Source organism: Methanobacteriaceae archaeon, assembly GCA_030656015.1.
Classification (GTDB): domain Archaea; phylum Methanobacteriota; class Methanobacteria; order Methanobacteriales; family Methanobacteriaceae; genus UBA349.
Genome location: JAUSNX010000004.1, coordinates 16,433 through 38,979 on the forward strand (window position 1 = coordinate 16,433; position 22,547 = coordinate 38,979).

The window sequence follows — 22,547 nt, forward strand, 5'->3', positions numbered from 1 at the left end:
ATAAATATAAGATACATAATAATTTATATCTTGAATTTAATTTGATTCAAATAGCAATAATTGTATTAATTCCATTTTTTGCAATATTTGGAACTTACATTTTAAATTATTTCAATGTAAATATAATAAATTGTGCTTTAATCATTATTATTTCAATAATGCCATTTTTATTTAGATATAAAAAGTATCATTCTTTGATTATATGGGTTTCTTCCATATCTATACTGTTTAGCACCCAATTAGTGTCTGACTATTTATGGTCATGGGATATCCATTATCAATATTACTCCGCTTCTTTAGTTTTGAATAATAATATTTGGAACTATAATTTACCTTCGGACGCTAATTCATTAATCACAGTGGTTTTACTGGGTCCAATTTACTCATTTTTGACAGAAACAAGTTTAATATGGATTTATAAAATAGTTTACCCATTTTTATTCTCTTTTGTGCCATTAGGAATTTATTATCTTGTTAAAGATCAATTCAACAGCTCAAAAATCGCTTATTTCTCAGCATTTGTATTCATGTTTTATTATGGATTCTTTAAAGATATGATAGATAAACAGTTCATAGCAGAAATATTCCTAATTCTAATTTTAATAGTATTATTAAGTAAAAATAGTAAATTAAGAAATATTCTAATCATTCCTTTTGTTTTAATGTTGCCACTGACCCATTATGGAGTTAGTTACATTTTTTTAATCTGTTTAATACCCACTGCAATAATATTGTTTGCATTTAAAGAAAAAGAACAGGTATCCATAACGATTATAATTTTTGCAGCAGTATCAATTATTAGTTGGCATATTTACACTAGTGAAGGATCTGTTTTCACAAATATAATAAGTATAGGAAACCATATAACTTCAAGCATTACTGATATCATTGCTAATCCTGAAACACGAACGGGTGCTGCTTATTTAACAAAGCAAACCCCTAGTTTGGTTTGGGCAATATATAAAATTATGAACGCTTCTTTATTATTTTTCATGGCAGTTGGCACGATTAAATTATGTTTAAGTCTTTTAAATTCTGGCAAAAAGTTTGTAAAAAGCAAATTTTATTCGATAATTAGTATTATATTCGTTTTTTTTATCGTATTTCAGATATTCTCAAATTCATCATTAGGAATGGACAGAGGACTACAAATTTCTTTAGTAGTATTGTCACCATTAATAGTTATTGGTTTTATCCAAACAGTATTTTATTTGAAAAAAGTAATCAGAATAAAAAATATCAATTTGAATACTAACTTTAATATTTTAGCAATTTTTCTTTGCATATTTTTTATATTTTCATCAGGTCTAGCCAATTTCAGTGTGGGAGATAATCTTCCATATTCAGTTAATTTAAATAAAAATTCAGAATGGCATGTTTACAGTCCCTCCGAAGTAGCGGGAATTAAATGGTCCAGAAATTACAAAGATAATATTACATTAGGTGTTCTTAATCCATGGAGATCTATAAAAAGCAGAGATGGTTCATTAACTTCAGGTTATTACTCAAAAAATGAAATATATGCTTTTTCACCAGATTCTATTAAAATTAAAAATAAATACCTATTTATGGGAAATACTACTTTAGATGCTTTTAAAATGGGAGATTTGGTAATTGATCTTAAAAAAAGACCAATTTATGGTTCAATAATGCAATCTAATAAAATATACACATCTGAAGATTCTACAATTTACCTATTCTTATGATCTTTAAATAAAGGAGAAATTAACTTTATATCAATAAATACGATAATTAAAACAATTATGTTACTAAATAACCATGCTAAGCCAATACCTATTAATCCAAATAGATGCATAAAATAATAGCCAAAAATTATAGAAAATAAAACTAAACAACCATAAATGATAATAACCGCATTCATCTCTTTTTTTACCCTTTTTATTGTAGAATATAATGCATTAACAGAATAAGGAAGACTAGCTAAAGCAGAAAGAATTAAAACATAATATGCATTATTAGAATAGTTTTCACCAAAAATTAATAAAATATATTTTCCGAATAACAGAATAATTAATATAAGTAATATTAATATCAAAAAAATATTTTTTATAGATCTATATACATTTTTTTTAAATAAATCTGGAGAATAAGAACCTTCTGCTAATAGTGATTTCGATGTTGAAATAGGAATTGTAAGTAATATCGAAGATAAAGCCCAAGAAATATAAAAATAAGCATTTATTTCAGCTCCCAAAGTATTTATGACCATTAATGGAAGTATAAAGTCTGGCATCCTTAAAAATGTATTGGAAATATAATTTTTAAAAGAATAAGAAAACATTTTTTTTATAACATTAATATTAATTGATTTTAAAAACTTATATTCTGGAAGAACATTTATAATTAATTTATTTCCTAAAATAAAAGCTAAAAAAAATGTTAGTGAAAATGAAATAAATATACCAAATGCATTTAATGCAATAAATAAAGGTAAAACCAAAATTCTAGAAATATTTGTTAATGATTGATAAAACGAGTATTTGGCATCTCTAAGACCTGTGAAAACGCTAATTTGTAGATTAGAAAGAGCACAGAAAACAGAAAAAAATACAAAGAAAAAACAGAAAAATAAATTTTCTTTGATAGAAATTAATGCAGGAGCCCATATTTCTAAACCGAATAAAAATATTAAGGAAATTATAGTACCCAATAAAATTGTAATTAAAAAACTTGAATTTATTATTTTTTCTTTATTCTTTTCTAAAGGTAGGTAATGAATAATACTTATATCAAATCCTAATAATGCAAACAAACTTAAAAAATTCATTGCAGATATAATAGCCGCACCTAAACCGATTTCTGTTGTAGAATAAAGTCTAGCAGCAATAATCCAAAAAACAAAGCCCACCCCCGCAAAAAGTAAAGAATTACCTATAAGGAAATACGAATTTTTCATAAGTGGGTCACTTATATGTGTTTTAATTTTTTTGAATATCATTGTATCATAACTGATTTTAAATGCTGTCAAACTAGATTAAATAGATAACATAATGGTAAAAGAATATCTAATAATTAATTAGTAATTATCATATATAATACATCGAGTTAAAGAATTCATGTAAAATGATCTTAGGATAATTATTATAAATGATTTAAATTAAATTCATTAAAATAAAAATTAAATAATATGTAATAAGTAAAATAATATAATTATCAAAAATAACAATTATTAAGTGATTTCATGAACTTCACCAACAAAAACATCCTCATACCGGCGTAACAGGATTCGTAGGCTCTTGGCCAAAGAAGTAAGCAATCAAAAGGCCAATGTATATGACTTATCCATAGAAGGGCAGATGGGACTGCATCTAAAAATCTAGTTGATTATAATATCCAGAAAGGATTAAACTTATAAAAGGAGCATTAATGACATATCCTCCAGCCCAATCTTTTGTGGCACTGTCATTTGAAAACTCCATGGAGACCCAGCAGATAACTATGTTATTGGAAGCATTAAGAATTAAAGATTTCGAAAAAGTTTAAGTTTCTCATTCCATCAAGATATTTATGAGTCATATATTATACCCTATATTTATATATTGATATAAAAAACAACCCCCCGATCCCACTCCCCACAAATAACCCAATATCCAAATCTAAGTTTATATATGAGAACAAACGAATTACATTAAGCCGAAAAATAGGCCTTAAATTAATCTAGACCTAAATTCCAAATTTCCCAGAGAACACAGGAGATATATGCACACACACTTTTTTGATATTGTTAATTGATAGTTGTTATGCAAAGGAAATTAAAAATAATATATATTTGAATAATTATAGAGTTATCATATAATTTAATTAAAACATATTACTTATGAATTTAAAAAAGTTAAGGTGCATTACACATCCCCTATGTATTTCAGGAATTTAGGAATTTGTTTCAAGAAGAACTCTGAACCATTTTAAGCATTAAAAACCATCACCGTATTTCTGATGAGTAAAAACAGATATTAAAATTATTCCAATCATCTAAATTCTGGATTTAAGGCAATATATTACATATAATATTTAAAAACCAGATTATGGCCTTAAAAAAATAACATAATTATCCACATAATTACGGGCCAAATAAAAAATAAAAAAAATGGGGTAAGGGATCTAGTATCCCTTTTATTGTTTTTTCCGGGTTATTACTAATCCACATAATACACTAAGCACCGCTAAGGCCAAAGGCACTATGGGTGTTCCTGTGCTTTGCATTGCTACTTTTTTACTATTTACTGTGGTGTTTGTGGCTGCATTTATTTTTGGTTGTGTGTTTACGGTGAGTGTACTTACTCCTTCTGTGTTGATGTTGAAGGTGTCTGATAGGATTGATGCACCAAACAGGAAACTAGTGGCGCGTGTAGTCCATCCTGAGATATATAAGTAGGGATCACCTACTTTAACGTTTTTCATGGTCCAGATGATGGTGTTGCCCTTTATAGTCCAGGTTCCATCACCTTCAATTTTGGATATTACAAATCCATCAGGCAGTTTTATGGTTATGGTTACGTTTTCTGCCTCATCCGGTCCTTTGTTTCCCAGTTTGTATCTTAGGGTGAATATTTCACCCACTTTGGGTTTGTTTTTGTTACTGGTTATCACCAGGTACAAGTCTGCACTGGGAACATACAACTCACAGGTGTCGGAATCATAACCCCTGTATGGATATGAACCTTGACTTTCAGTCTCAGCATAGTTAGATACAGTGCCTACCCTGTTAATGATCCCTTCTATGGCAAGCCATTTGACATTTCCACCGATTGAAGCACTTAAAGCCGGTATGTTCCAGTGTGTTCCATTAAATGTGTTCACCGCATCATTTAACACCCAGTTACCTGGATCCGATGGGTTGATTGATCCTGAAAGAACATAGTAGTTCTCAGTCCAAGTAATACCCTCCAATGTGTTCAAAATACTCAACGAAGTGGAATCAGGACCCTGATTCTGCACTTTGACCATGACATAGACCTTATCGTTGTAGTTAGCAGTGGTAATCTCATTACCCCATGGAAGATCCCTGAATTGGTTGTAAACATCCACGTAAGTGGCCGGGTTAATTGTTACACTGGCAGTACATTTTTGGTCATCAAGGGTTCCATTAACATCCTGAACACCAACATTAGTTGCAGTGAATAGTATGGATGCTAATCCTCCGAGAGTATTAACTGTAAGTGGTGTTGTTAAGGTTCCGAAAGGTCCATTGGTTAAATTGAAAGTTATCGGAGTACCATTAGGGATATGGTCTGAGCCAACTGGAGTAAATGGTGTGTAAGTAGTTCCATCTGAACAGTAGTTGTTAAAACTAACAGTTATTAAACTGGTTTGGGTGTTGTTAATAGTTGCCGGTGTGGCATTGATGGTCATGTACAACCATTGTGTAGGTGCTGATGCTCCATAAATCAAACTGGAGAAAATCGGATGGTTAGTACCCCACCAGTTATTCTCCACATTCGAATCATTGTCAAACGTGTAAATAGCACTACCTTGTGGGCCATTATTATTGTAGAATCTATTGAAATTAGCCGTAATTATTATATTACTGTATATTGCACCTCCCATAGAGGTTGCTGAGTTTCCAATGAAGTTAGAACCATTCACAGTACATGTATCAGCAAGACCAACAGCGATTGCTCCACCAGTATCTGCAGTGTTTCCATTAAATGTACATCCAGTTATCGTATTATTACCTCGACCTGCAGATATTGCACCACCATAAGAATTAGCCGTGTTGCTATTGAAGGTACAATTCTCTACATTTAAAATATATCGATTGTAGATAGCTCCTCCAGAAAATCCATTTGCTCTGTTACTTGTAAAAATGCAGTCGGCTAAATTCACTGTACCGCCATTTATAGAATTTAAGATGGCACCACCACCATAATTTGTACCAGATGCCTGGTTACTGGTAAAAGTGGATCGGTTAATGGTCAACATTCCACCATTATTGTATATTGCACCACCATCATAGGCGGTGTTATCGGTGAATGTGCTACCTGATATATGAGCTGTTGCACCAGGATCCACATATATAGCACCACCATAATCAAGAACAGTGTTGGAATCAAAGGTACAATCCGTGATGGTTGTGGTTCCACTTTCAACACGGAGAGCACCACCATATTCTGATGCACCATCCCTAAATGTTAGTTTTTCTATGTTGACGATTGCTCCGTTTGAGACAGTCAGTATCCGGGCATTTTCATTGGCATCAATTATCGTAGTATCCTGGTTTTCACCACACAGGTTAACTGAAGTGTCGATACTCATACTGTATTCATTGTAGGTGCCGGGTGCGATATATACGGTGTTTACTCCAGGATTACCGGTAGCATAAGTTATACCTTCATCAATTGTGGTAAAGGCATTAGTAGCTCCTGTAAGATGGATAGTGGTTCCGTCCGAGAAGGTGTAATCCTCATCGGGATTTGTGCCCCACCCTTGATAGACGTATGCATCGTTATTTCCTAATTTGAAATTTAGTGTTCCAGCGTAAGTACCATTGGATTTTTCAGAAACCACAACATCCTGAGTAGTTGGTTTATGTCCATTGGCATTGGCAGTTACTGTAAAAACTCGTTTTATGCTTTGGAATCTTAAATTATACGTTCCATCTGAATTAGTGGTAGTACTGTCAATCTCTGTCCCGTTATCTTTAACAGTTACTGTTGCTCCAGAGAAAGGTTCTTCATCAGAACATTGACTAACTTGACCTGAAATTTCTATACGTGCCAGGTCATCTGCCGAAACAGAATCTACCGGATTAGTGTCAACTGCCGAAACTGCACCTATACCTATTAATGAAACTATAACAAGAATCATAGAAATGATAATTTTGGTAGTTATTTGTTTTTTAATCTTTTTCACCTCCTTTATGTTTGATATTTTTTTATAAAATGAATATCAGTATATACTTTAAAGATAAATATATAAGAATTTTCCTAAGGATTGGTAATATTGTATAATTATACGCAAACATTTCCAAATAAAATAGGTATAATGTTTAATCGGAAAATACGTAGGCAGAATTAAAGCTACTGGATTAGAAAAACCCCATCCAGATTACATCTTCACTTAAGGCCCAATAATTTGTAGCTAAATCGATTTAAAGTTTAATTTATAAATAAAATAATATTCTTAGATAAAATAATTCTAATATTATCTACTTCAATTTTATAGAAATAAAAAAATCATTTCCAAATCAATTTCAATGCAAACAAAGTGTTTCAACAAGGTCAAGGATCAACAGCAATAAAAAAACAATATTAAGGCCATATAAATCATTCAAATGCTTCTTATTTTTTTATATATGATTTTTTCTTTTTTATTATATAGTAAATTAATAATATATTTTTAAAATTTTATTATGATATATAGGTTTTTTTAAGATTTTTTATATACTGTAAAAAAAGTATTACAAAATCATTATTATATACTATATAGGTATATACTATATAATCTTCCTTTTCAGGATACTCATCATGGGAATTATATAATAATTGTTAAAAATAATTATATACTCTTTTTTTAAAGGTTGAAATAAATCCATTTCACTGACTTTTAGATCTTTAATTGATTTCATGTGTGTTTTTCCCCTCTCAGCGAGCATTGCTATTTCGATTTGAATTCAGACTCCTATAATGAATTTACTCAATAGAACCTGGTTTTAGAGCTATTTAAAAATCTCTTTTCTCAATTAGATTTTTTCTATGGTTTTTTAAGTTTTAAAATTGTTTTATTTTCTTTTATTATGTAAATTCCAAATTCCCCAGAATACATAGGGGGCCAATTTGTACACCACCTGATTGGGAACTTTCAGGCCATAATAGTGCAAATATAAATTAGCCCCTACGTGATTTGAGGAATTTAGAATTTGTTGTTTGGGAACTTTCCTTCATTATTTTTTATATTAAACCCACCTATATTTCTACGAGCTAAAAGGAGATTATTATAACCTTTAGCATCAGATTTCAAGCATACTTTAATTTTTTCTCACTTAGCAATTTAATATTTTAAAAAAAAGTTTAATTGATAAGGGGAAGTATCAATTAAACTTGCAATATAACGTCTTGTTTTTGTCTCATTTTTCACACATAAGTGTAAGAACCATTTTTAGCTGTTATAGCACTAAGATTTTCCACCTCCCATAAGTGATACTATTTATTATAATGGTAATACATATATAAGTGTTACTACAAACTACTATTAGTAATAAAATTCAGGAAAAAGATGAAAATGAGAATCAAAGATTTTGGAATAAAACACGAATATGAACTGGTAGGAGAACTAAAAAAAGCAGATTATGAAGCCTGCAGATTACCTGGATCCTCCATAAGAAATCCAGACCTATTAGCTGGAGATGGAGAGTCAGTATTTGTCATAGAAGTAAAAATAACCACCAATAATAGAATAATAATCAGAACCGCCCAAATAAAAAATCTCATAAGGTTCGCCTGGAAATTCAAAGCAGAACCATGGGTGGCCCTAAAATTCATAAACCAAACATCATGGATATTTATCAGGCCCAATGCCATGCAAATAAGTAAAGACAATCAAAAACTATCCATAGATTACCATACCGCTATTCAAAAAGGAGTGAATATAAAAGAACTAGCCTCCCATGAACTACAAAAAAGATTCATATGAAAAATAAATATTTTTTTATTTTCATGAAGTACTATTAATCCTGTACCACAATACTACTCTTATTCTCCTGAAGTACTATTAATATCCATTACCACAATACTAGTCTTATTTTCATTGATCTTCTCAAAGGTAATGTTCTTATTACAGGCCTCATCCAGTTTAAAGCTTAAATAAATATTACTATTCTGTGAGGAGCTGGTACTGTTATTTGTTTGATTACCGACGGCAAAGGCCACATCCCCCAGCAACACATTCCCTAACCCGGTGGTGAACAATATAATGGGAACCACTAAAAATAAAAGAAAAATAAACAGGGCTTTATCAGAATTAGAACCCGTTTTAAATCTTCTCTTTTTACTTAAACAAACAAAACCCGATTTTTTAAAGGGATATAAAACCGGAGTACCATAAACCGTGAAACTATCCAGTAAAAGATGAGATAAAAAACCAACCATTAAGGCCAATGCAATTAATGGACTGTAAATTACCACCAGGGCCATAGGAATTAGCCACAAAAATGAATGGCCCCATCCCCGATGCTTACCAGTAATCTTATCCACCATATTCGGAAATACTGATATCCACCCCGCACAGAACAATCCTAAAAAGGGATTAGTAATATTCAGTAGATAGGCCAGTATAAGGAAAAAGAATACAGCGCCTATTATATGAGTATAATTTCTCATACCCTACCTCCGGTGTAGACAAATGTTCTAAATATGACCAGGCCGAACCAGGCACCACCAATTAACATGGCACCTATATATGCAGAGGATGCAGTTTTAAGATAAATGAAAAAACATATAAGGCCCATGCAGAAGTACACGGCATAAGATATATTTATTTCATCTTTTCCGGTTTCCAGTTTATATTGATCCACATTCATCAGGTGAAATGTGTTAAAAAAACCATAGACTTCACTCTTAAAGTCCTTATCAAAGCTACAAATAAAAATAATATTATTATACCTATTCAACTCCTGTAGGGTGGCCACTAATCTACGAGTTAATATATGAAAATTATTAAAAAGTATGATTAATTTCTTGGAATTTAACTTCACCATAAGAATTTTAATCAGTTCTGGTAAAGTCAAACGACTCAAAGAAGGCTCTTTTTGATTAACCACAACTTCAATACATTCGATCAACCTATGTTTAATAGGAGTAGGCTCATTAAAGAACACACAGAGAAAATTAGAATTTATTTGTTTATAAATATCATGAACATCATTTTTATAGAATAACAGGTTCTGGCCTTGATTTATATGAGATTCAATTTGTATTAAATTCATATAAATAATTATGATTATTTTTATATTTAAATATTATCCATTAGTTCAGGCATTTTCAACTGTACGATATTTACGTACATTTCATTTCCTTCAGATTTTATTTTATTTTTCAAATCATTCCAATATCTTCTCAGATCTTTACATTCTGTAAGTACACCAATATATCAACTAACCTATTTTATAAAAAAAAATAATATAATAAATTTACTAAAAAGAATTAAATATCAACTAATAAAATTTAAATAATATATAACAAAAGTACAATAATATAATTATACGTTTTAACCATTATTAAGTGATCACATGAACTTCACCAACAAAAACATACTAATCACGGGGGCCACTGGATTTGTGGGCTCCTACTTGGCCAAAGAACTTATTGACCAGAAGGCAAATGTTTACGGCCTTATACGCAGAAGAGCAGATGGAACTAAATCAAAAAACCTCTGTGATCATTGCATAGATGAATCTTTTACCTTAATCGAGGGAGATTTAACCGATATATCATCTATTGCTCAGGCCATTGATCAATCTAATCCAGATTACATATTCCACTTAGCGGCCCAGTCATTTGTGGCCCGGTCCTTTGAAAATTCAATGGAAACTCAACAAATAAATTGTATGGGTACTTCTAACCTCTTAGAAGCGGTGAGGATAAAAAATAATGATGCTAAAATAATATTTGCCGGTTCCAGTGAGGAATACGGGCTGGTAATATCCTCTCAAAAACATTACCAAGAGGCCCAAAAAGAGTACGGTACCATATTCCCGGATGTGGAAAACATTCCCGAAGTTCCTATTAAAGAAACTAATCCCCTTAGGCCTATGTCGCCCTATGCCGTATCCAAAGTATATGGTGACTTTTTAATGAGAAACTATTATCACTCCTATGGATTAAATACCGTAGTCTCCAGGGCTTTCAATCACGAAGGTGCTGGCCGAGGATTGATGTTTGTTACCTCCGTTATCACTAACCAGATTATGAAATTAAAATTCAATGAAATAGACCACATTAGTATTGGAAATATTAATGCTTTCCGTGACTGGTCCCATGTAAAGGATATTGTAAAGGGTTACCTGTTACTGGCTGAAAAAGGAGTCTCTGGTGAAGTATATAATCAAGGATCCATGCGAACCAATTCTGTTTTGAGTTACATTTTATTAGGCCTGGAACAGGCCGGATGGGAAATCAAGAGAATAAAAACCATGAATAATGAGAAAATCATTGAAAACCCAACCGAAATCAATAACTCTGAAATATTCGGCATTAATTTTGATAAAACCAAAGTTGACCAATTGATGTTAGAAGATCAATTAGAATACATCCTCAGTGATAAAGGAATAATTGTAGAAACTGATAAAGAAGATATTAAGATTCAGTTTGATGCAGAACGATTTAGACCTGCTGAAGTACCTATTCTCCTGGCCGATACCAGTAAAATAGAGAAATTAGGTTGTAAAATAGAGTACAGTCTGAGTGATGTTATCAATGATCAATTGAATTACTTCATAAAGAAAGAAAACAGACAGTAAAATCAATGATCAATTGAATTACTTCATAAAGAAAGAAAATAGGCAGTAAAATAAAATTTAATTTAATTTTTTTAAATTATTAAATATCCTATAAAAATTTCTTTTTTATTCTAATAAAGTCAAAAATATATTTATTTAAATAATTAATAAGAAAAACTAAGGTATTAAGACTTCACTATCTAAAAATATGGCATAATGGCCCTTATTTTTTAAAAACATAACCAGCTCGGGAATTTTAGGATCTTCATGGTTATTTAAATATTCATCAACCACATCCTGTAGTTCTTCCTCGGTGGCACTGCAAAGCAAGGCCTGAGCTATTTCAGTACTTGTTTTCCCTACTTTTAATTCCGATTTCAAATAATAGGCATTTAATTTTCCAATTTCCAACTAACATTCCTCCACTAAAATTCAACACCACTCAATTCCTCCAGGGCCATTAAGAATTCATCCAAGGAAGAAACCAGCTCTCCACCAACCACCCGTGTCGGCCCATGATTCATTCCAGTGGAATCAATAGAATAATTATTATATATGATTTTAATTTCCCAACTATAGCCATCGGCCAAACAACATCGGTCATAGTCGTCTTCCCAAGTCCACAGGCCAATTTCTTCTAAAGTTTCCCAGAAGAGCATCCATTCCTCTTGGAAAGGTTCCACTATATCATCTTCAGGACCAGTGACTACTAATTTACTGCCATCCAATTTTACACAGATGAAACCAGAATCTATTTTGAAATAACAAAATTCCATTTCTTCCGGAAGATAATTTTTACTCATAATACTAGTTTGTTAAAATTAGAATTAAATTTATCCATATATGGAATATCAAATTTATTAATTTATATAAAAAGAATACGATAATATTAATATTAATAAAAATAGTATATGATAAATAAAGTATTTAATCATATAATTCAATATCCTATAGCCTAAACGGTGTATATCATGATTAAGCATTATGAAGGAATAATAAAAAAAGCACCCTACAAAAATAAAAAAGACTCAGTTTTCATAGATCACAATCCTAAACCCATAATAAATACTATAAAAGAGGAAATAAGTATTTATGGCCCAATAATACGATTACAAGTTCTCACCACAGCCTCTTTAAAAAGCCCTATGTACTTTTTCAAACAGGAAAAATTTGAACCATACAGTTTAGATGGGTATGTTGAACTTTTAAAGCCCTTAAAGGACTATGAAGGTCAAAATTGTAAAATACTCTTGGAATTTCAAGATATAGATTAATTTAGCTCATTTCAATAATGGGATACATTTATAAAAAAAATAATATATTTTTCTAATATTTTTTATATTTTATTTAATTCTTTTACTTAATTATTAAAACTCTTTAAGGAGAATAAAAGATAACTCCTTCCAAAGAGGTTACATTTTTTTGAGAATTTAAAGTCGGCCTTCCCTTTTCTTCCATTAGTTTAATATTACCCTCATGGTCCTTAATATTATAAGAAACCTCATAAGGCAGACCTGTTTTAATAGATTCATTAATAACTGATAATACTCTATCCAAATCTTCTTTAATGATTAAAGATCCCAGAACTGCTAAATCTATTTTTTCAATATCTTCCGGAGAATAACCAGTAATATCCTTTAAAAAATCATTTAAAAATTCAACATGCTGTTCTTCATCCAAGTAAGTCCTGTAAACAATACCTGGAATGTTTTTGGCCATAGACCTATAAGAAAGTTCGTTCTTTTTAAGTTCCATGAATACTTTGTGGTTTTCAATTCCACTCTCAACTGCAAATTTTAATTCATTCTCCCGGTAAGGTTTAATTATATAATGTGCCGGATTTACAGTTTGGGCCTTGCGTATAATATTTTCATTACCATGAGCCGTTAAAAATATAATAGGAACGTCATAAATTTGAGATATGGCCTTGGCAGTATCCACACCATCCATTGTTCCTTTTAGATTAATATCCATTATAATTAAATCTGGTTTAAGCTTTTCCGCCATTTCCAGAGCACTTTGTCCACTGGCCACATCCCCTACGACTTCAAAGCCCCATCTTTCCAGTCTTCGAGTAAGTTCCAGGGCAGTAATTGCCTCGTCTTCAACAATTAAAATTCTAGCTAAACTCATGCACCTCAAGGTTTGTAATTGGTAATTAATAAATATAGTGTGTTCTTTAAAAGGGCAATATTGTTATGGGGTATCAATATTGGTAAAAAACTCACATGATATGAAAAAAAATATGAAAATATTTAATAATAAAACAAAAATGAACCACTTCATGAATCAACCAACTAAACAAAAATTAACCAATACACCACACCATCCAACCACCCCCTAAAAACAAAAATTAACCAATACACCACACCATCCAACCACCCTAAAACAAAAAAGTCTATAAAATCGAATATACATATACTTATTAAATGTTTAAAAAATACAATCCATCTCAGTTTCAGGGAAGTAAAACTAAGAAAGGGTATTTCGAAGGTTGGTACTACAAATTAGTAGATGATACTGAAGAAATTGCCTTTGCCATAATACCTGGTATCTCCCTTCCTAAAAACGATGAAAAGCCCCATGCATTTATAATGGTTTTTGATGCTAGAAATCATGAAATGAACTATTTTAAATTTGATATTGACGAATTTAAAGCCTCAAAAAGTGAATTTAAGCTGAAAATTGCAGATAATTTTTTCTCACACCACCAGCTCCATTTAAATTTAAATAAAGATTCTCTTCAAATAAAGGCCCGTCTTGAATTTAAAAATATTATACCCTGGCCCGTTAGTGTATTTTCACCGGGAGTTATGGGTTGGTACTCCTTTGTTCCATTCATGGAATGTTATCACGGAGTTTTAAGTTTTAACCATCAAGTAAAGGGATATATTGAAATAAATAATCAGAAAAAGGATTTTAATAAGGGAAAGGGTTATTTAGAAAAAGATTGGGGAACTTCCATGCCTTCTTCTTGGATATGGATGCAGAGTAACCATTTTGAAGAGGAAAATGCATCACTTTTTGGTTCTATTGCTAAGATACCCTGGCTGAAAAATTATTTTACAGGATTCATTTTCGGATTTTTATTAAATGGTCGACTTTTCAAGTTTAGCACCTATAACCGATCCCACATAAAGAAATTAAAAGTGGATCATGAGAGAATAATAATTGAGGTTTCTAATAAAAATCATCGGCTCAAAATAGATGCTGAGCGAACTAAAGGGGTGGATTTACCTGCTCCTTCTCAAGGTGAGATGACTTCTAAAGTTAATGAATCCTTAAATTCTAAAATAAACTTAAAGCTTTATGATAATAATAAGAAAAATAAATTAATTTTTGAAGGCACTGGGAGAAACTCTGGCCTGGAATTCGTAGGAGATATTCAGGAACTAATAAAAGGAATAAAAAAGTAAAATTTATTAATTTAACTATTATTATATCAATTAAACGAATTTTAATGTTTATTAAATAAAAAAATAATTATTTAACAATTATAATCTGAACAATTATTTCATTAAATAAAAAAATAATTTTTTAACAATTATAAGGTGAATAATGAAATCTGAAATCTCCAATAAACAAATAGAAAATTTAATCACCTCTAAAGTTCCCACTTGCCTTCTAAATCAAACCATAGGAGAAGTTCAGGAATACCTGGAAACTAACAGCATTGAATTTGATAATATTGATTATATTTACGTTCTGGATGACTCAAATTCATTGCAAGGAGTTATTTCCATAAAAAAATTATTAAGTTCTACCCCTCCTCTTAAGGCCAGTGCCATAATGCACCGGGAACCTATATCCATTACCAAAAATACCGAACCAGAAGAAGTAGTTTTCCTGGCCCTTTCACACGGATTAAAGTCGATTCCCGTAATTGAAAATGGAAATGATTTTTTAGGAATAATTACCCACTACGACATCCTGCGCATTTTTAATAAAGAAGTTCAGGAAGATATATTCAAATTTGGAGGTATTTTTCACAAGGTAGGGGATGAATATACTTCTATTCAATCCAGCACATTCCACATGATCCGTTCCCGACTTCCATGGCTTATAATTGGAGTTATGGGTGGTATTGCTGCTGCTTCACTTATTGCTCGTTTTGAAAGTCTCCTATCCAGTTTTATTGCACTGGCGGCATTCATTCCCATTATGGTCTATATGAGTGACGCAGCCGGTACCCAATCAGAGGCCTTAATTATTCGTAGTATGGCCCTGGATACCAATCTAAACATGAGGTTTTATATTATTCGAGAAATAAAGGTGGCCGCAGTTATAGCTCTGGTATCCGGATTTTTAGCCGGACTAATGGCCTTTATAACCAGATCTAATCCTTTATTAGGAGGCATAATATTCCTTTCCATGTTTTTTAGTATAATAGCATCAGTTATTATAGCCACCATATCTCCCCTAATCTTTAAAAGACTAAATTTCGATCCAGCAGTTGCCACCGGGCCTCTGGCCACAATTGTAAGTGATATAATAACTCTGGCCATCTATTTAGGAGTGGCCTTGTTACTGATCGGTTTAACATGATTAAGTGCTTTTTATTTTAAGAATTATTAAGTAAGGGACCTGACAATTAAAACCACACCATTAAAGAATTATTAGGAGAATTGACATGGCAATTGAAACCACACCATTAAAGAATTATTAGGAGAAGGGACATGGCAATTGAAAATAATAAAAATTCTGATGATAAACCAGTAAAAGCAGAGAATTTGGAACTTAAAATCCAAGAACTGGAATCTGAACTATTAGAAACTAAATCTCAATTAGATAAAACACTTAAAGAGTTACATATGTGTCAGGGCAGATTATCCGAAATTAGAGAAGAAAAAGAAGATCTTAACAGCCGTTTGAGAGAATTGGAACTTATTAAAATGGATTTAAAACTCTTAGATGTGCGAAAAATTGAGGATGAAAATAATAAGATCCAGCACCGAATTCATGTGACCAAGAAGCTGCTTGATGAGGCCCGTGATGATTTAAAATTCCGTGCCGTGGTTATTAAAGATTTGGAAGAGCAGAAGGTTCTGGATAAAGTTCGGGGCAAGAGTCCCGATAGTTTGATTGTTTATAAAAATAAGTGAATAACAAAATTATATTTTCTACATTTTTTATGTGTTTAAAATTCATTTAAAAATAAAATAAATATTTAAAATTATATAAATGTGCTAATTTATAATTGAAAAAAAAAGCTGGATCAAATTATAAGAACTAGATTTATATCAATTAAAAAAAAAATGAATTAATCTAGGCTTTAATTTTAGCAGATTTATTAAAATTTAAAAAAAATATCATTATCGTCTATAGAATCCCTAAAAACCTTAAAACAACTACAATAATGATAATAGCGACAATATAATATAAAATACTTCTCACCATGCTATCACTCCTTTAAACCATCGTCATTTAAAAGATTTTAATCTTCAATATTTACTTTTGTTATCTCTTCTACCACTTTAGGGAGAGTGATGGTCAGTTTACATTCTTTGTATTTAGCTGTGGCTTCTTTAACTTTAATTTCCGTCGAAAGATTTATAGTTCTATTTATTTTGCCATAACATCTCTCTTTTTGAGTGAATTTAGCACCTTCAATTTCATGTTCTTTTTGGAACATAGCTGTTATTTCTACTCTATTTCTTGAAATACCAATATCTATATCCTCTTTTTTGACACCAGAAATATCGACTATTAATATGATAGTATCATTGGTTTCCAGAACATCAACTAATGGTTTGGATGATGTTTCAGGTTTCTTGTAATCAGATATGGCCTCATCAATTTGCACTTTTCCTTCCTTGAATTTAGATACTAGATCGTTCAATAATTTCTCTGCAGGAGTAACCCCTTCTTTTTTACTCTCTTTTTCAAGCTTTTCTTTCTGGTCTTCAGCTTCTTTTTTAAATTCACCTAATTTTTCCTCTACTTCTTCTTTTTTATCAGAAGCATCTTCTTTAACTTCCTCTATCCTACTGCTAGCATCCTCTTTCATATCTTTAGCAGAATCCTTAGCATCACCCATCTTATTTTTTACCCCTTCTTTTTTTTCTTCACCCCAATCTTTCCCTTTTTCAACTTTTTTCTGGGTATTTTTTTTCATTCCATGTTTTGATTCAGTTATATCATTTCTCATAGTAATCTCTCCTTTAAGTGAATCCAATGAAAATTTAACAATCTGACTAAAAAAAAGAATTAAAACATTTAATTATTATTCATTCTTAAAAACTCTGCCTTTAATTAGAACTTTATCCCCAATAGTTTCAATCATTTCATAAGGCACTATTTTATGATCACCCAGTCCAATTTTTGCAGATATCCCTGCTTCTTTTAAAATAATGGATTTTACGGTGTTGGTTTTAAAATCCCATTCAACATCATTAACTAACCCTATTTGGTCTCCAGATTCATCTATAACATCTTTTCCAAGTAATTCATCTGATATTTTCATTTTTTAACTCCTAAATTACAATTCCAATTTTTATTTGACAAAGCCTTTAACTTCTAATATTATATATGTTTAGGGTTAGTGTTAAACCCTATGTATTTGAAAATAGTTACTATTAAATATTTCTATTTTTGAATGGAAATTGGCTAATTTGAATTTATGAGAAATACAAAACAAATTAAAATAGAATTATAATAAATATAAAAAATCAAAGATTATGGTGACCCGGTTAGAATATAATGAAATAAGGAAAAAATCCCCAATTAAGATGTTTTTTTAGATTAAAAATACATGAAGACGGGAAAGCTGACATGAACATAAATTATCAGAATATAATGAAAATGCCTATATCAATCTAAAAACTGAAGGAAATCAGAACAGAATATGGGGATTATATATAATTCGAGAATAATTGGTTGTACCATATATTATTAAATTGAAGAATCAGTATATTCAGACCCTAAGTTCGTTAAACGATTCTATAACGAAGTTGGTCACAAATTCCTTAATTTTTTCTTATAAAAATAGAATTATTCTCATTATAAATATCAAACATTATTATCTTCATTTTCTTTCTCAGAATTTGATTTTGATTTACATCGCTCTAATTCAAATTTAAGCTGATTTAATTTATTTTTATAATTATCAACTTCTTTTTTAAGTAAGAAATTGCGAATACCCAGGTAAAGTACCGCTAAACAAAGCACAACTAAAATCACCAGTAAAAAGCTAATAGTGATACTCGCTGCAAAAGTCTGCCAAAATAAACTGAAAGAATAAATCCCATAAATTATCGCAGCAAAAATACAAAATACTGCCGTTATAATCAAAATAATCTTTATCATCTTTAGGGGTGGAACATTCATAATAACACATTTTATTTATATGTTTAATTTTGATTTATATTTTATGATTTATGATTAAATCCAAACAAATGGTTAATTTTTAAATATAATATAAATTAAGTCTTCATTTGATTAATTTATGCAAGACTAAGGAAAGATTAGGGTGTAAATGTGGAATAAATACTTTTAATATATTCCCTTAATTTAAGTTAGAAGTTAAAAAAATATATGGTTTATTTGAAAATTAAATAATCATTAAAGATTATTTAAAGTTTATTTGTAATTATCTAAGAAATTTAACATCAATAAAAAAAAAGCGATAGAATAATAAATTTTAAGAGTATTAGGACTTAATATATAATCTATAACGCTAGAGAAATGATGGAATGAATTATTATGAGAACAATTTTAAAAGTATTTTTACTGTTAATGCTAGTGGTGGCTAGTGGGGCCACGGCCTTATTTTATGGATTAAATCAAACTACAGAGTTTAATGGAAGTTACAAAATACTGCTATTAGCTGTTGATACCACAGAAAACCAGGGAACAGAAGGTCTGGGGGCCTGTGATATGGCCTATGTCCTTAATATAGTAAATGGTAGTGTAAAAGATATAACTCCTATTTACCCCGGTGGAATGACTAGTCCTACTTACACTGAACCCTCGCAATTAGGTTCTGGTATGTTGTTGCTTCACGATTCCTTGTATGGCGTAAATACCACCTTCGGTGCAGAAAGGGCTCAGGAAATAGTGGAATATAATAAAGGAATTAAAACCAATGCCGTGGTTATGATAACACCCGATGCAGTAGATGCGCTTTTAACCGCCGTAGGACCTATAGAAGTAAATGGTGCCCCAATGAGTGTTAATGATTCGCTGGGTTATATTAGAGATATGACTGAAACTGACTCCAGTACTCAAAATAGAGGTAATGCTACATCGGCACTGATGGAACCAGTTCTAAAAGCTGCTAAAAGTAATCCTGCTACTTATATTAGCCTGGCCAAAGTTGCAATTGAACAATATAATAAAGGAAATATTCGAGTAGTACCCGCTAGCTTAATTACAAAATTTACAGTTTCCATGGGACTTAATTCATTGCTAGGGAGGTAGTTAAAGAAGTAAAATCATTTTATTTTTTTTTATAAAATTATAATTAGAATCATTAAAATAAATTTTATGTAAAAAAATAAACTGAAAATAAAAATCAGAAATAATTATAAAAATAAAACCCCTAAAAAAAATATTAAAAAATCAGAAATAATTATAAAAATAAAACCCTAAAAAAAATATTAAAAAATCAGAAATAATTATAAAAATAAAAAAAAGAATTCAGATTAATGAGTAATTTGAATTCTTTCTAATTCTTCTTTTTTAAATAGACTTAAACTCCAGCCCCGCCAGTAATAGAACCGGTGTTCATTTCCAGCATTAAAGGTTTAGGTAGTTCAATGTCAATAGTTTCTCGAATAACATCTTCTACCGTTTCCACAAGTATGAACTCGATTTCTGCTTTAACATCATCCGGTACATCATCCAAGTCTTTTTTATTGTCAATTGGTAGAATTATCCGGTTAATTCCAGCACGATGGGCAGCCAAAACCTTTTCTTTAATTCCACCCACTGGTAAGACTGCGCCTCTTAAAGAGATCTCACCAGTCATGGCCAGCTTCGGATCAACCTCATGGTTGGTCACTAAAGAAGCTATAGTGGTCAACAAAGCTACACCTGCAGAAGGACCATCTTTAGGAATGGCACCAGATGGAACGTGGATGTGAAGATCCTTTTTATCGAATTCAACCGCCTTCAAATTAATGGCCAGACGGGAACGGATTAAACTCTGGGAAATCTTTGCAGATTCCTTCATTACATCACCTAATTGACCCGTGAGAGTTAATTTACCTTTACCTGGCATGAATGCCCCTTCAATGAAGAGAATATCCCCACCAACCGGAGTCCAGGCCAGGCCAGTGACTACTCCTGGAGGATTAATTTTACCAGCTTGATGATACTGAGTCAATTCATGACCTAAAACATCATATAGCATGTCTTCCGTAACCACATAGGGTAATTCATCCTTACCTGAAACTACTTTTTCAGAGGCGACACGGGCCACTGCAGATAACTGACGTTTAAGGCCTCTTACACCTGCTTCACGAGTATATTTCTCGATTATGGTTTTTAATGCCTCATCTGTAATTTGGAGTTGATTCTCATCTAAACCGTGTTCTTCTAAGACTTCAGCCATAACATGGTTTTTACCTATATGGTACTTCTCATGGCTGGTGTAACTGCCAATTTCTATGATTTCCATCCGGTCACGTAGTGGCCCGGGGATATCTCTTAAGGAGTTAGCCGTGGCTATAAAGAATACATCAGATAGGTCATAAGGCACTTCTAAGTAGTGGTCAGAGAAGGTATTATTCTGTTCAGGGTCCAGAACTTCTAAAAGGGCGCTGGCCGGGTCTCCGCTGTAGGAGGGCATTAGTTTGTCAACCTCGTCCAGAATGAAGACTGGGTTCCGCTCGCCGGCACGTTTCATTCCTTGAACAATTCTACCTGGCAATGCACCAAGATAGGTTCTTCGGTGACCTCTGATTTCAGATTCATCTTTAACTCCACCCAGACTGATTCGGACATACTTCCGCTCCAGTGCTTCAGCTATACTTTTACCTAAACTTGTTTTTCCAGTTCCTGGAGGTCCAACTAAAAGTAATATGGATCCTTGTTTGTTCTGTTTCAGTTTCATGACCGTTAAATGCTGAATTATACGATCTTTAACTTTATCTAAGCCATAGTGTTGATCATCAAGTATCTTTCGAGCTGCTTCAATGTCTATTTCTTTTATTTCAGTATCTCCCCATGGAAGAGCAACCAGTAAGTCTAAATAGTTACGGATAACATTTTCCTCAGAGCTGTGTGGGCCTTGTCTTTCCAGTTTGGCCACTTCTTCTAAGGCAACCTCTTTGACCTCTTCCGGCATATTAGCTGCTTCAATTTGTTCACGGTAATCTTTTTTATTTCCTTCGCCATTTGAATCGTTTAATTCATCCTGAATAGCTTTGAGCTGCTCTTTTAGCATTACTTCCCGGTGTTTTTTATTCATCTCATCATTTACTCGAGATGCCATTTCCATTTGATATTTTAAAGATTCCTTTTGTTCAATCAAGATATCAAGGAATTTTAGACTCTTCTCTTTTAGAGATCGTATTTCCAGTAAGTCCTGTTTTTGTGGAAGAGACAGATGTAGGTAAGGAAATACATAGGCCAGTGCCTGGTTGAGATCATTTAGCTTAGAAATTTTCTCAACATAGGCCTGAGATCCTTTGAAATTTTCACTTATCTCAGATACAATGTATCTAATGTGTTTGAGGGTTTCTTTCTTGTTTTCTTCATCTAAATCATCTATATCTGGACTTAAATGATATGTGGCCCGGTAATTCCTTCCCTCAGACATCATTTCATCAATTTCAACTCTTTCAATTATTTCAACTTTCAAATGATAGAAATCTCTCATTTCTTTAGCATTTAAGATTTTAACTAAAGTACCAGTCCTATAAAAGTCAGATTCAGAATATACGCTTCTATTAATTCCTTCTTTGACTGCTAAAGCTATTCCATAAAAATCGTCTTTGGAGACCCGATTATAAATTTCACTCCCAATTTGTTTTCCAATTTTTAAATTCATATCAGTTTCATGTAATAAGACCATGTCGGGTATAACGAGTACAGATAATTCATCTTTTAAGTTTAGTTCTCTCATAGTATCCCTCAGTTAGTATAAGTA

20 protein-coding genes are annotated in these 22,547 nt (G+C 31.6%); 9 read left to right on the forward strand and 11 right to left on the reverse strand.

The genetic code is table 11. The features are described from left to right. Window positions 1-242: 242 nt before the first annotated feature. Window positions 243-1,706: a DUF2206 domain-containing protein gene (locus tag Q7I96_03255; GenBank protein ID MDO9626630.1), complete on the forward strand. Its 1,464-nt coding sequence runs from the start codon at window positions 243-245 to the stop codon at window positions 1,704-1,706. On the opposite strand, the gene Q7I96_03260 is transcribed toward Q7I96_03255, so the two are convergent. Together Q7I96_03260 and Q7I96_03265 are read right to left on the reverse strand one after the other, a co-directional pair. Next, window positions 1,691-2,959, reverse strand: a complete 1,269-nt coding sequence (locus Q7I96_03260) for an oligosaccharide flippase family protein (GenBank protein MDO9626631.1) — start codon at window positions 2,957-2,959, stop codon at window positions 1,691-1,693. The genes Q7I96_03255 and Q7I96_03260 overlap by 16 nt on opposite strands. Window positions 2,960-4,134: 1,175 nt before the next feature. Continuing rightward, window positions 4,135-6,828, reverse strand: coding sequence for a carboxypeptidase regulatory-like domain-containing protein (locus Q7I96_03265; GenBank protein MDO9626632.1), 2,694 nt, complete (start codon window positions 6,826-6,828; stop codon window positions 4,135-4,137). Window positions 6,829-8,241: 1,413 nt separating this feature from the next. Between Q7I96_03265 and hjc the strand changes: the two genes are divergently transcribed. Next, window positions 8,242-8,652 (forward strand): Holliday junction resolvase Hjc, encoded by a 411-nt coding sequence (gene hjc / locus Q7I96_03270; GenBank protein MDO9626633.1) that lies wholly within the window; start codon window positions 8,242-8,244, stop codon window positions 8,650-8,652. A 59-nt stretch (window positions 8,653-8,711) separates the two neighbouring features. Here hjc and Q7I96_03275 read toward each other — a convergent pair whose 3' ends face one another. Beyond that, entirely contained in the window at window positions 8,712-9,338 is a 627-nt protein-coding gene (locus Q7I96_03275) for a metal-dependent hydrolase (protein MDO9626634.1), read from the reverse strand. Then, window positions 9,335-9,943: a hypothetical protein gene (locus Q7I96_03280; protein ID MDO9626635.1), complete on the reverse strand. Its 609-nt coding sequence runs from the start codon at window positions 9,941-9,943 to the stop codon at window positions 9,335-9,337. The genes Q7I96_03275 and Q7I96_03280 overlap by 4 nt, the downstream gene beginning before the upstream one ends. A 303-nt stretch (window positions 9,944-10,246) precedes the next feature. Between Q7I96_03280 and Q7I96_03285 the strand changes: the two genes are divergently transcribed. Further along, window positions 10,247-11,476, forward strand: coding sequence for a GDP-mannose 4,6-dehydratase (locus Q7I96_03285; protein ID MDO9626636.1), 1,230 nt, complete (start codon window positions 10,247-10,249; stop codon window positions 11,474-11,476). 156 nt (window positions 11,477-11,632) lie between these two features. On the opposite strand, the gene Q7I96_03290 is transcribed toward Q7I96_03285, so the two are convergent. Together Q7I96_03290 and Q7I96_03295 are read right to left on the reverse strand one after the other, a co-directional pair. Continuing rightward, entirely contained in the window at window positions 11,633-11,866 is a 234-nt protein-coding gene (locus Q7I96_03290; GenBank protein ID MDO9626637.1) for a hypothetical protein, read from the reverse strand. A gap of 14 nt (window positions 11,867-11,880) precedes the next feature. Then, on the reverse strand, window positions 11,881-12,258 hold the full coding sequence (locus tag Q7I96_03295) for a hypothetical protein (protein ID MDO9626638.1): 378 nt from the start codon (window positions 12,256-12,258) through the stop codon (window positions 11,881-11,883). Between the two features lie 168 nt (window positions 12,259-12,426). Here Q7I96_03295 and Q7I96_03300 point away from each other — a divergent pair, with 168 nt between their 5' ends. Then, window positions 12,427-12,729: a hypothetical protein gene (locus Q7I96_03300; GenBank protein ID MDO9626639.1), complete on the forward strand. Its 303-nt coding sequence runs from the start codon at window positions 12,427-12,429 to the stop codon at window positions 12,727-12,729. Between the two features lie 103 nt (window positions 12,730-12,832). On the opposite strand, the gene Q7I96_03305 is transcribed toward Q7I96_03300, so the two are convergent. After that, a complete protein-coding gene (locus Q7I96_03305) occupies window positions 12,833-13,588 on the reverse strand; it encodes a response regulator (GenBank protein MDO9626640.1) in 756 nt (251 codons plus the stop codon). A gap of 79 nt (window positions 13,589-13,667) precedes the next feature. Between Q7I96_03305 and Q7I96_03310 the strand changes: the two genes are divergently transcribed. The 4 genes from Q7I96_03310 to Q7I96_03325 all read left to right on the forward strand — a co-directional run bounded on the left by Q7I96_03310 (window position 13,668) and on the right by Q7I96_03325 (window position 16,557). Beyond that, window positions 13,668-13,799: a hypothetical protein gene (locus Q7I96_03310; GenBank protein ID MDO9626641.1), complete on the forward strand. Its 132-nt coding sequence runs from the start codon at window positions 13,668-13,670 to the stop codon at window positions 13,797-13,799. An 85-nt stretch (window positions 13,800-13,884) separates the two neighbouring features. Next, window positions 13,885-14,871: a tocopherol cyclase family protein gene (locus Q7I96_03315; GenBank protein ID MDO9626642.1), complete on the forward strand. Its 987-nt coding sequence runs from the start codon at window positions 13,885-13,887 to the stop codon at window positions 14,869-14,871. A 142-nt stretch (window positions 14,872-15,013) separates the two neighbouring features. After that, complete coding sequence (locus Q7I96_03320) at window positions 15,014-16,000, forward strand: magnesium transporter (protein ID MDO9626643.1); 987 nt, start codon at window positions 15,014-15,016, stop codon at window positions 15,998-16,000. A gap of 131 nt (window positions 16,001-16,131) precedes the next feature. Further along, the gene (locus Q7I96_03325) at window positions 16,132-16,557 is read left to right on the forward strand and encodes a hypothetical protein (GenBank protein ID MDO9626644.1); all 426 of its coding nucleotides are present in this window, start codon (window positions 16,132-16,134) and stop codon (window positions 16,555-16,557) included. Between the two features lie 332 nt (window positions 16,558-16,889). Here Q7I96_03325 and Q7I96_03330 read toward each other — a convergent pair whose 3' ends face one another. The 3 genes from Q7I96_03330 to Q7I96_03340 form a co-directional block, all read right to left on the reverse strand. Further along, the gene (locus tag Q7I96_03330) at window positions 16,890-17,603 is read right to left on the reverse strand and encodes an Hsp20/alpha crystallin family protein (protein ID MDO9626645.1); all 714 of its coding nucleotides are present in this window, start codon (window positions 17,601-17,603) and stop codon (window positions 16,890-16,892) included. A 75-nt stretch (window positions 17,604-17,678) separates the two neighbouring features. Continuing rightward, complete coding sequence (locus tag Q7I96_03335) at window positions 17,679-17,918, reverse strand: PRC-barrel domain-containing protein (GenBank protein ID MDO9626646.1); 240 nt, start codon at window positions 17,916-17,918, stop codon at window positions 17,679-17,681. Window positions 17,919-18,463: 545 nt separating this feature from the next. Next, window positions 18,464-18,781: a hypothetical protein gene (locus Q7I96_03340; protein ID MDO9626647.1), complete on the reverse strand. Its 318-nt coding sequence runs from the start codon at window positions 18,779-18,781 to the stop codon at window positions 18,464-18,466. A gap of 375 nt (window positions 18,782-19,156) precedes the next feature. Here Q7I96_03340 and Q7I96_03345 point away from each other — a divergent pair, with 375 nt between their 5' ends. Continuing rightward, window positions 19,157-19,873: a DUF4012 domain-containing protein gene (locus tag Q7I96_03345; GenBank protein ID MDO9626648.1), complete on the forward strand. Its 717-nt coding sequence runs from the start codon at window positions 19,157-19,159 to the stop codon at window positions 19,871-19,873. Window positions 19,874-20,144: 271 nt separating this feature from the next. Here Q7I96_03345 and lon read toward each other — a convergent pair whose 3' ends face one another. Continuing rightward, complete coding sequence (gene lon / locus Q7I96_03350) at window positions 20,145-22,523, reverse strand: endopeptidase La (GenBank protein ID MDO9626649.1); 2,379 nt, start codon at window positions 22,521-22,523, stop codon at window positions 20,145-20,147. Window positions 22,524-22,547 lie beyond the last annotated feature (24 nt).

Excerpts from the sequence above, each read along its gene's own strand:
- Q7I96_03260 (MDO9626631.1), bottom strand. The coding sequence starts at position 2,959 with ATGATATTCAAAAAAATTAAAACACATATAAGTGACCCACTTATGAAA.
- Q7I96_03265 (MDO9626632.1), bottom strand. The coding sequence starts at position 6,828 with ATGATTCTTGTTATAGTTTCATTAATAGGTATAGGTGCAGTTTCGGCA.
- hjc (MDO9626633.1), top strand. The coding sequence starts at position 8,242 with ATGAGAATCAAAGATTTTGGAATAAAACACGAATATGAACTGGTAGGA.
- Q7I96_03275 (MDO9626634.1), bottom strand. The coding sequence starts at position 9,338 with ATGAGAAATTATACTCATATAATAGGCGCTGTATTCTTTTTCCTTATA.
- Q7I96_03280 (MDO9626635.1), bottom strand. The coding sequence starts at position 9,943 with ATGAATTTAATACAAATTGAATCTCATATAAATCAAGGCCAGAACCTG.
- Q7I96_03285 (MDO9626636.1), top strand. The coding sequence starts at position 10,247 with ATGAACTTCACCAACAAAAACATACTAATCACGGGGGCCACTGGATTT.
- Q7I96_03295 (MDO9626638.1), bottom strand. The coding sequence starts at position 12,258 with ATGAGTAAAAATTATCTTCCGGAAGAAATGGAATTTTGTTATTTCAAA.
- Q7I96_03300 (MDO9626639.1), top strand. The coding sequence starts at position 12,427 with ATGATTAAGCATTATGAAGGAATAATAAAAAAAGCACCCTACAAAAAT.
- Q7I96_03305 (MDO9626640.1), bottom strand. The coding sequence starts at position 13,588 with ATGAGTTTAGCTAGAATTTTAATTGTTGAAGACGAGGCAATTACTGCC.
- Q7I96_03315 (MDO9626642.1), top strand. The coding sequence starts at position 13,885 with ATGTTTAAAAAATACAATCCATCTCAGTTTCAGGGAAGTAAAACTAAG.
- Q7I96_03320 (MDO9626643.1), top strand. The coding sequence starts at position 15,014 with ATGAAATCTGAAATCTCCAATAAACAAATAGAAAATTTAATCACCTCT.
- Q7I96_03325 (MDO9626644.1), top strand. The coding sequence starts at position 16,132 with ATGGCAATTGAAAATAATAAAAATTCTGATGATAAACCAGTAAAAGCA.
- Q7I96_03330 (MDO9626645.1), bottom strand. The coding sequence starts at position 17,603 with ATGAGAAATGATATAACTGAATCAAAACATGGAATGAAAAAAAATACC.
- Q7I96_03335 (MDO9626646.1), bottom strand. The coding sequence starts at position 17,918 with ATGAAAATATCAGATGAATTACTTGGAAAAGATGTTATAGATGAATCT.
- Q7I96_03340 (MDO9626647.1), bottom strand. The coding sequence starts at position 18,781 with ATGAATGTTCCACCCCTAAAGATGATAAAGATTATTTTGATTATAACG.
- Q7I96_03345 (MDO9626648.1), top strand. The coding sequence starts at position 19,157 with ATGAGAACAATTTTAAAAGTATTTTTACTGTTAATGCTAGTGGTGGCT.
- lon (MDO9626649.1), bottom strand. The coding sequence starts at position 22,523 with ATGAGAGAACTAAACTTAAAAGATGAATTATCTGTACTCGTTATACCC.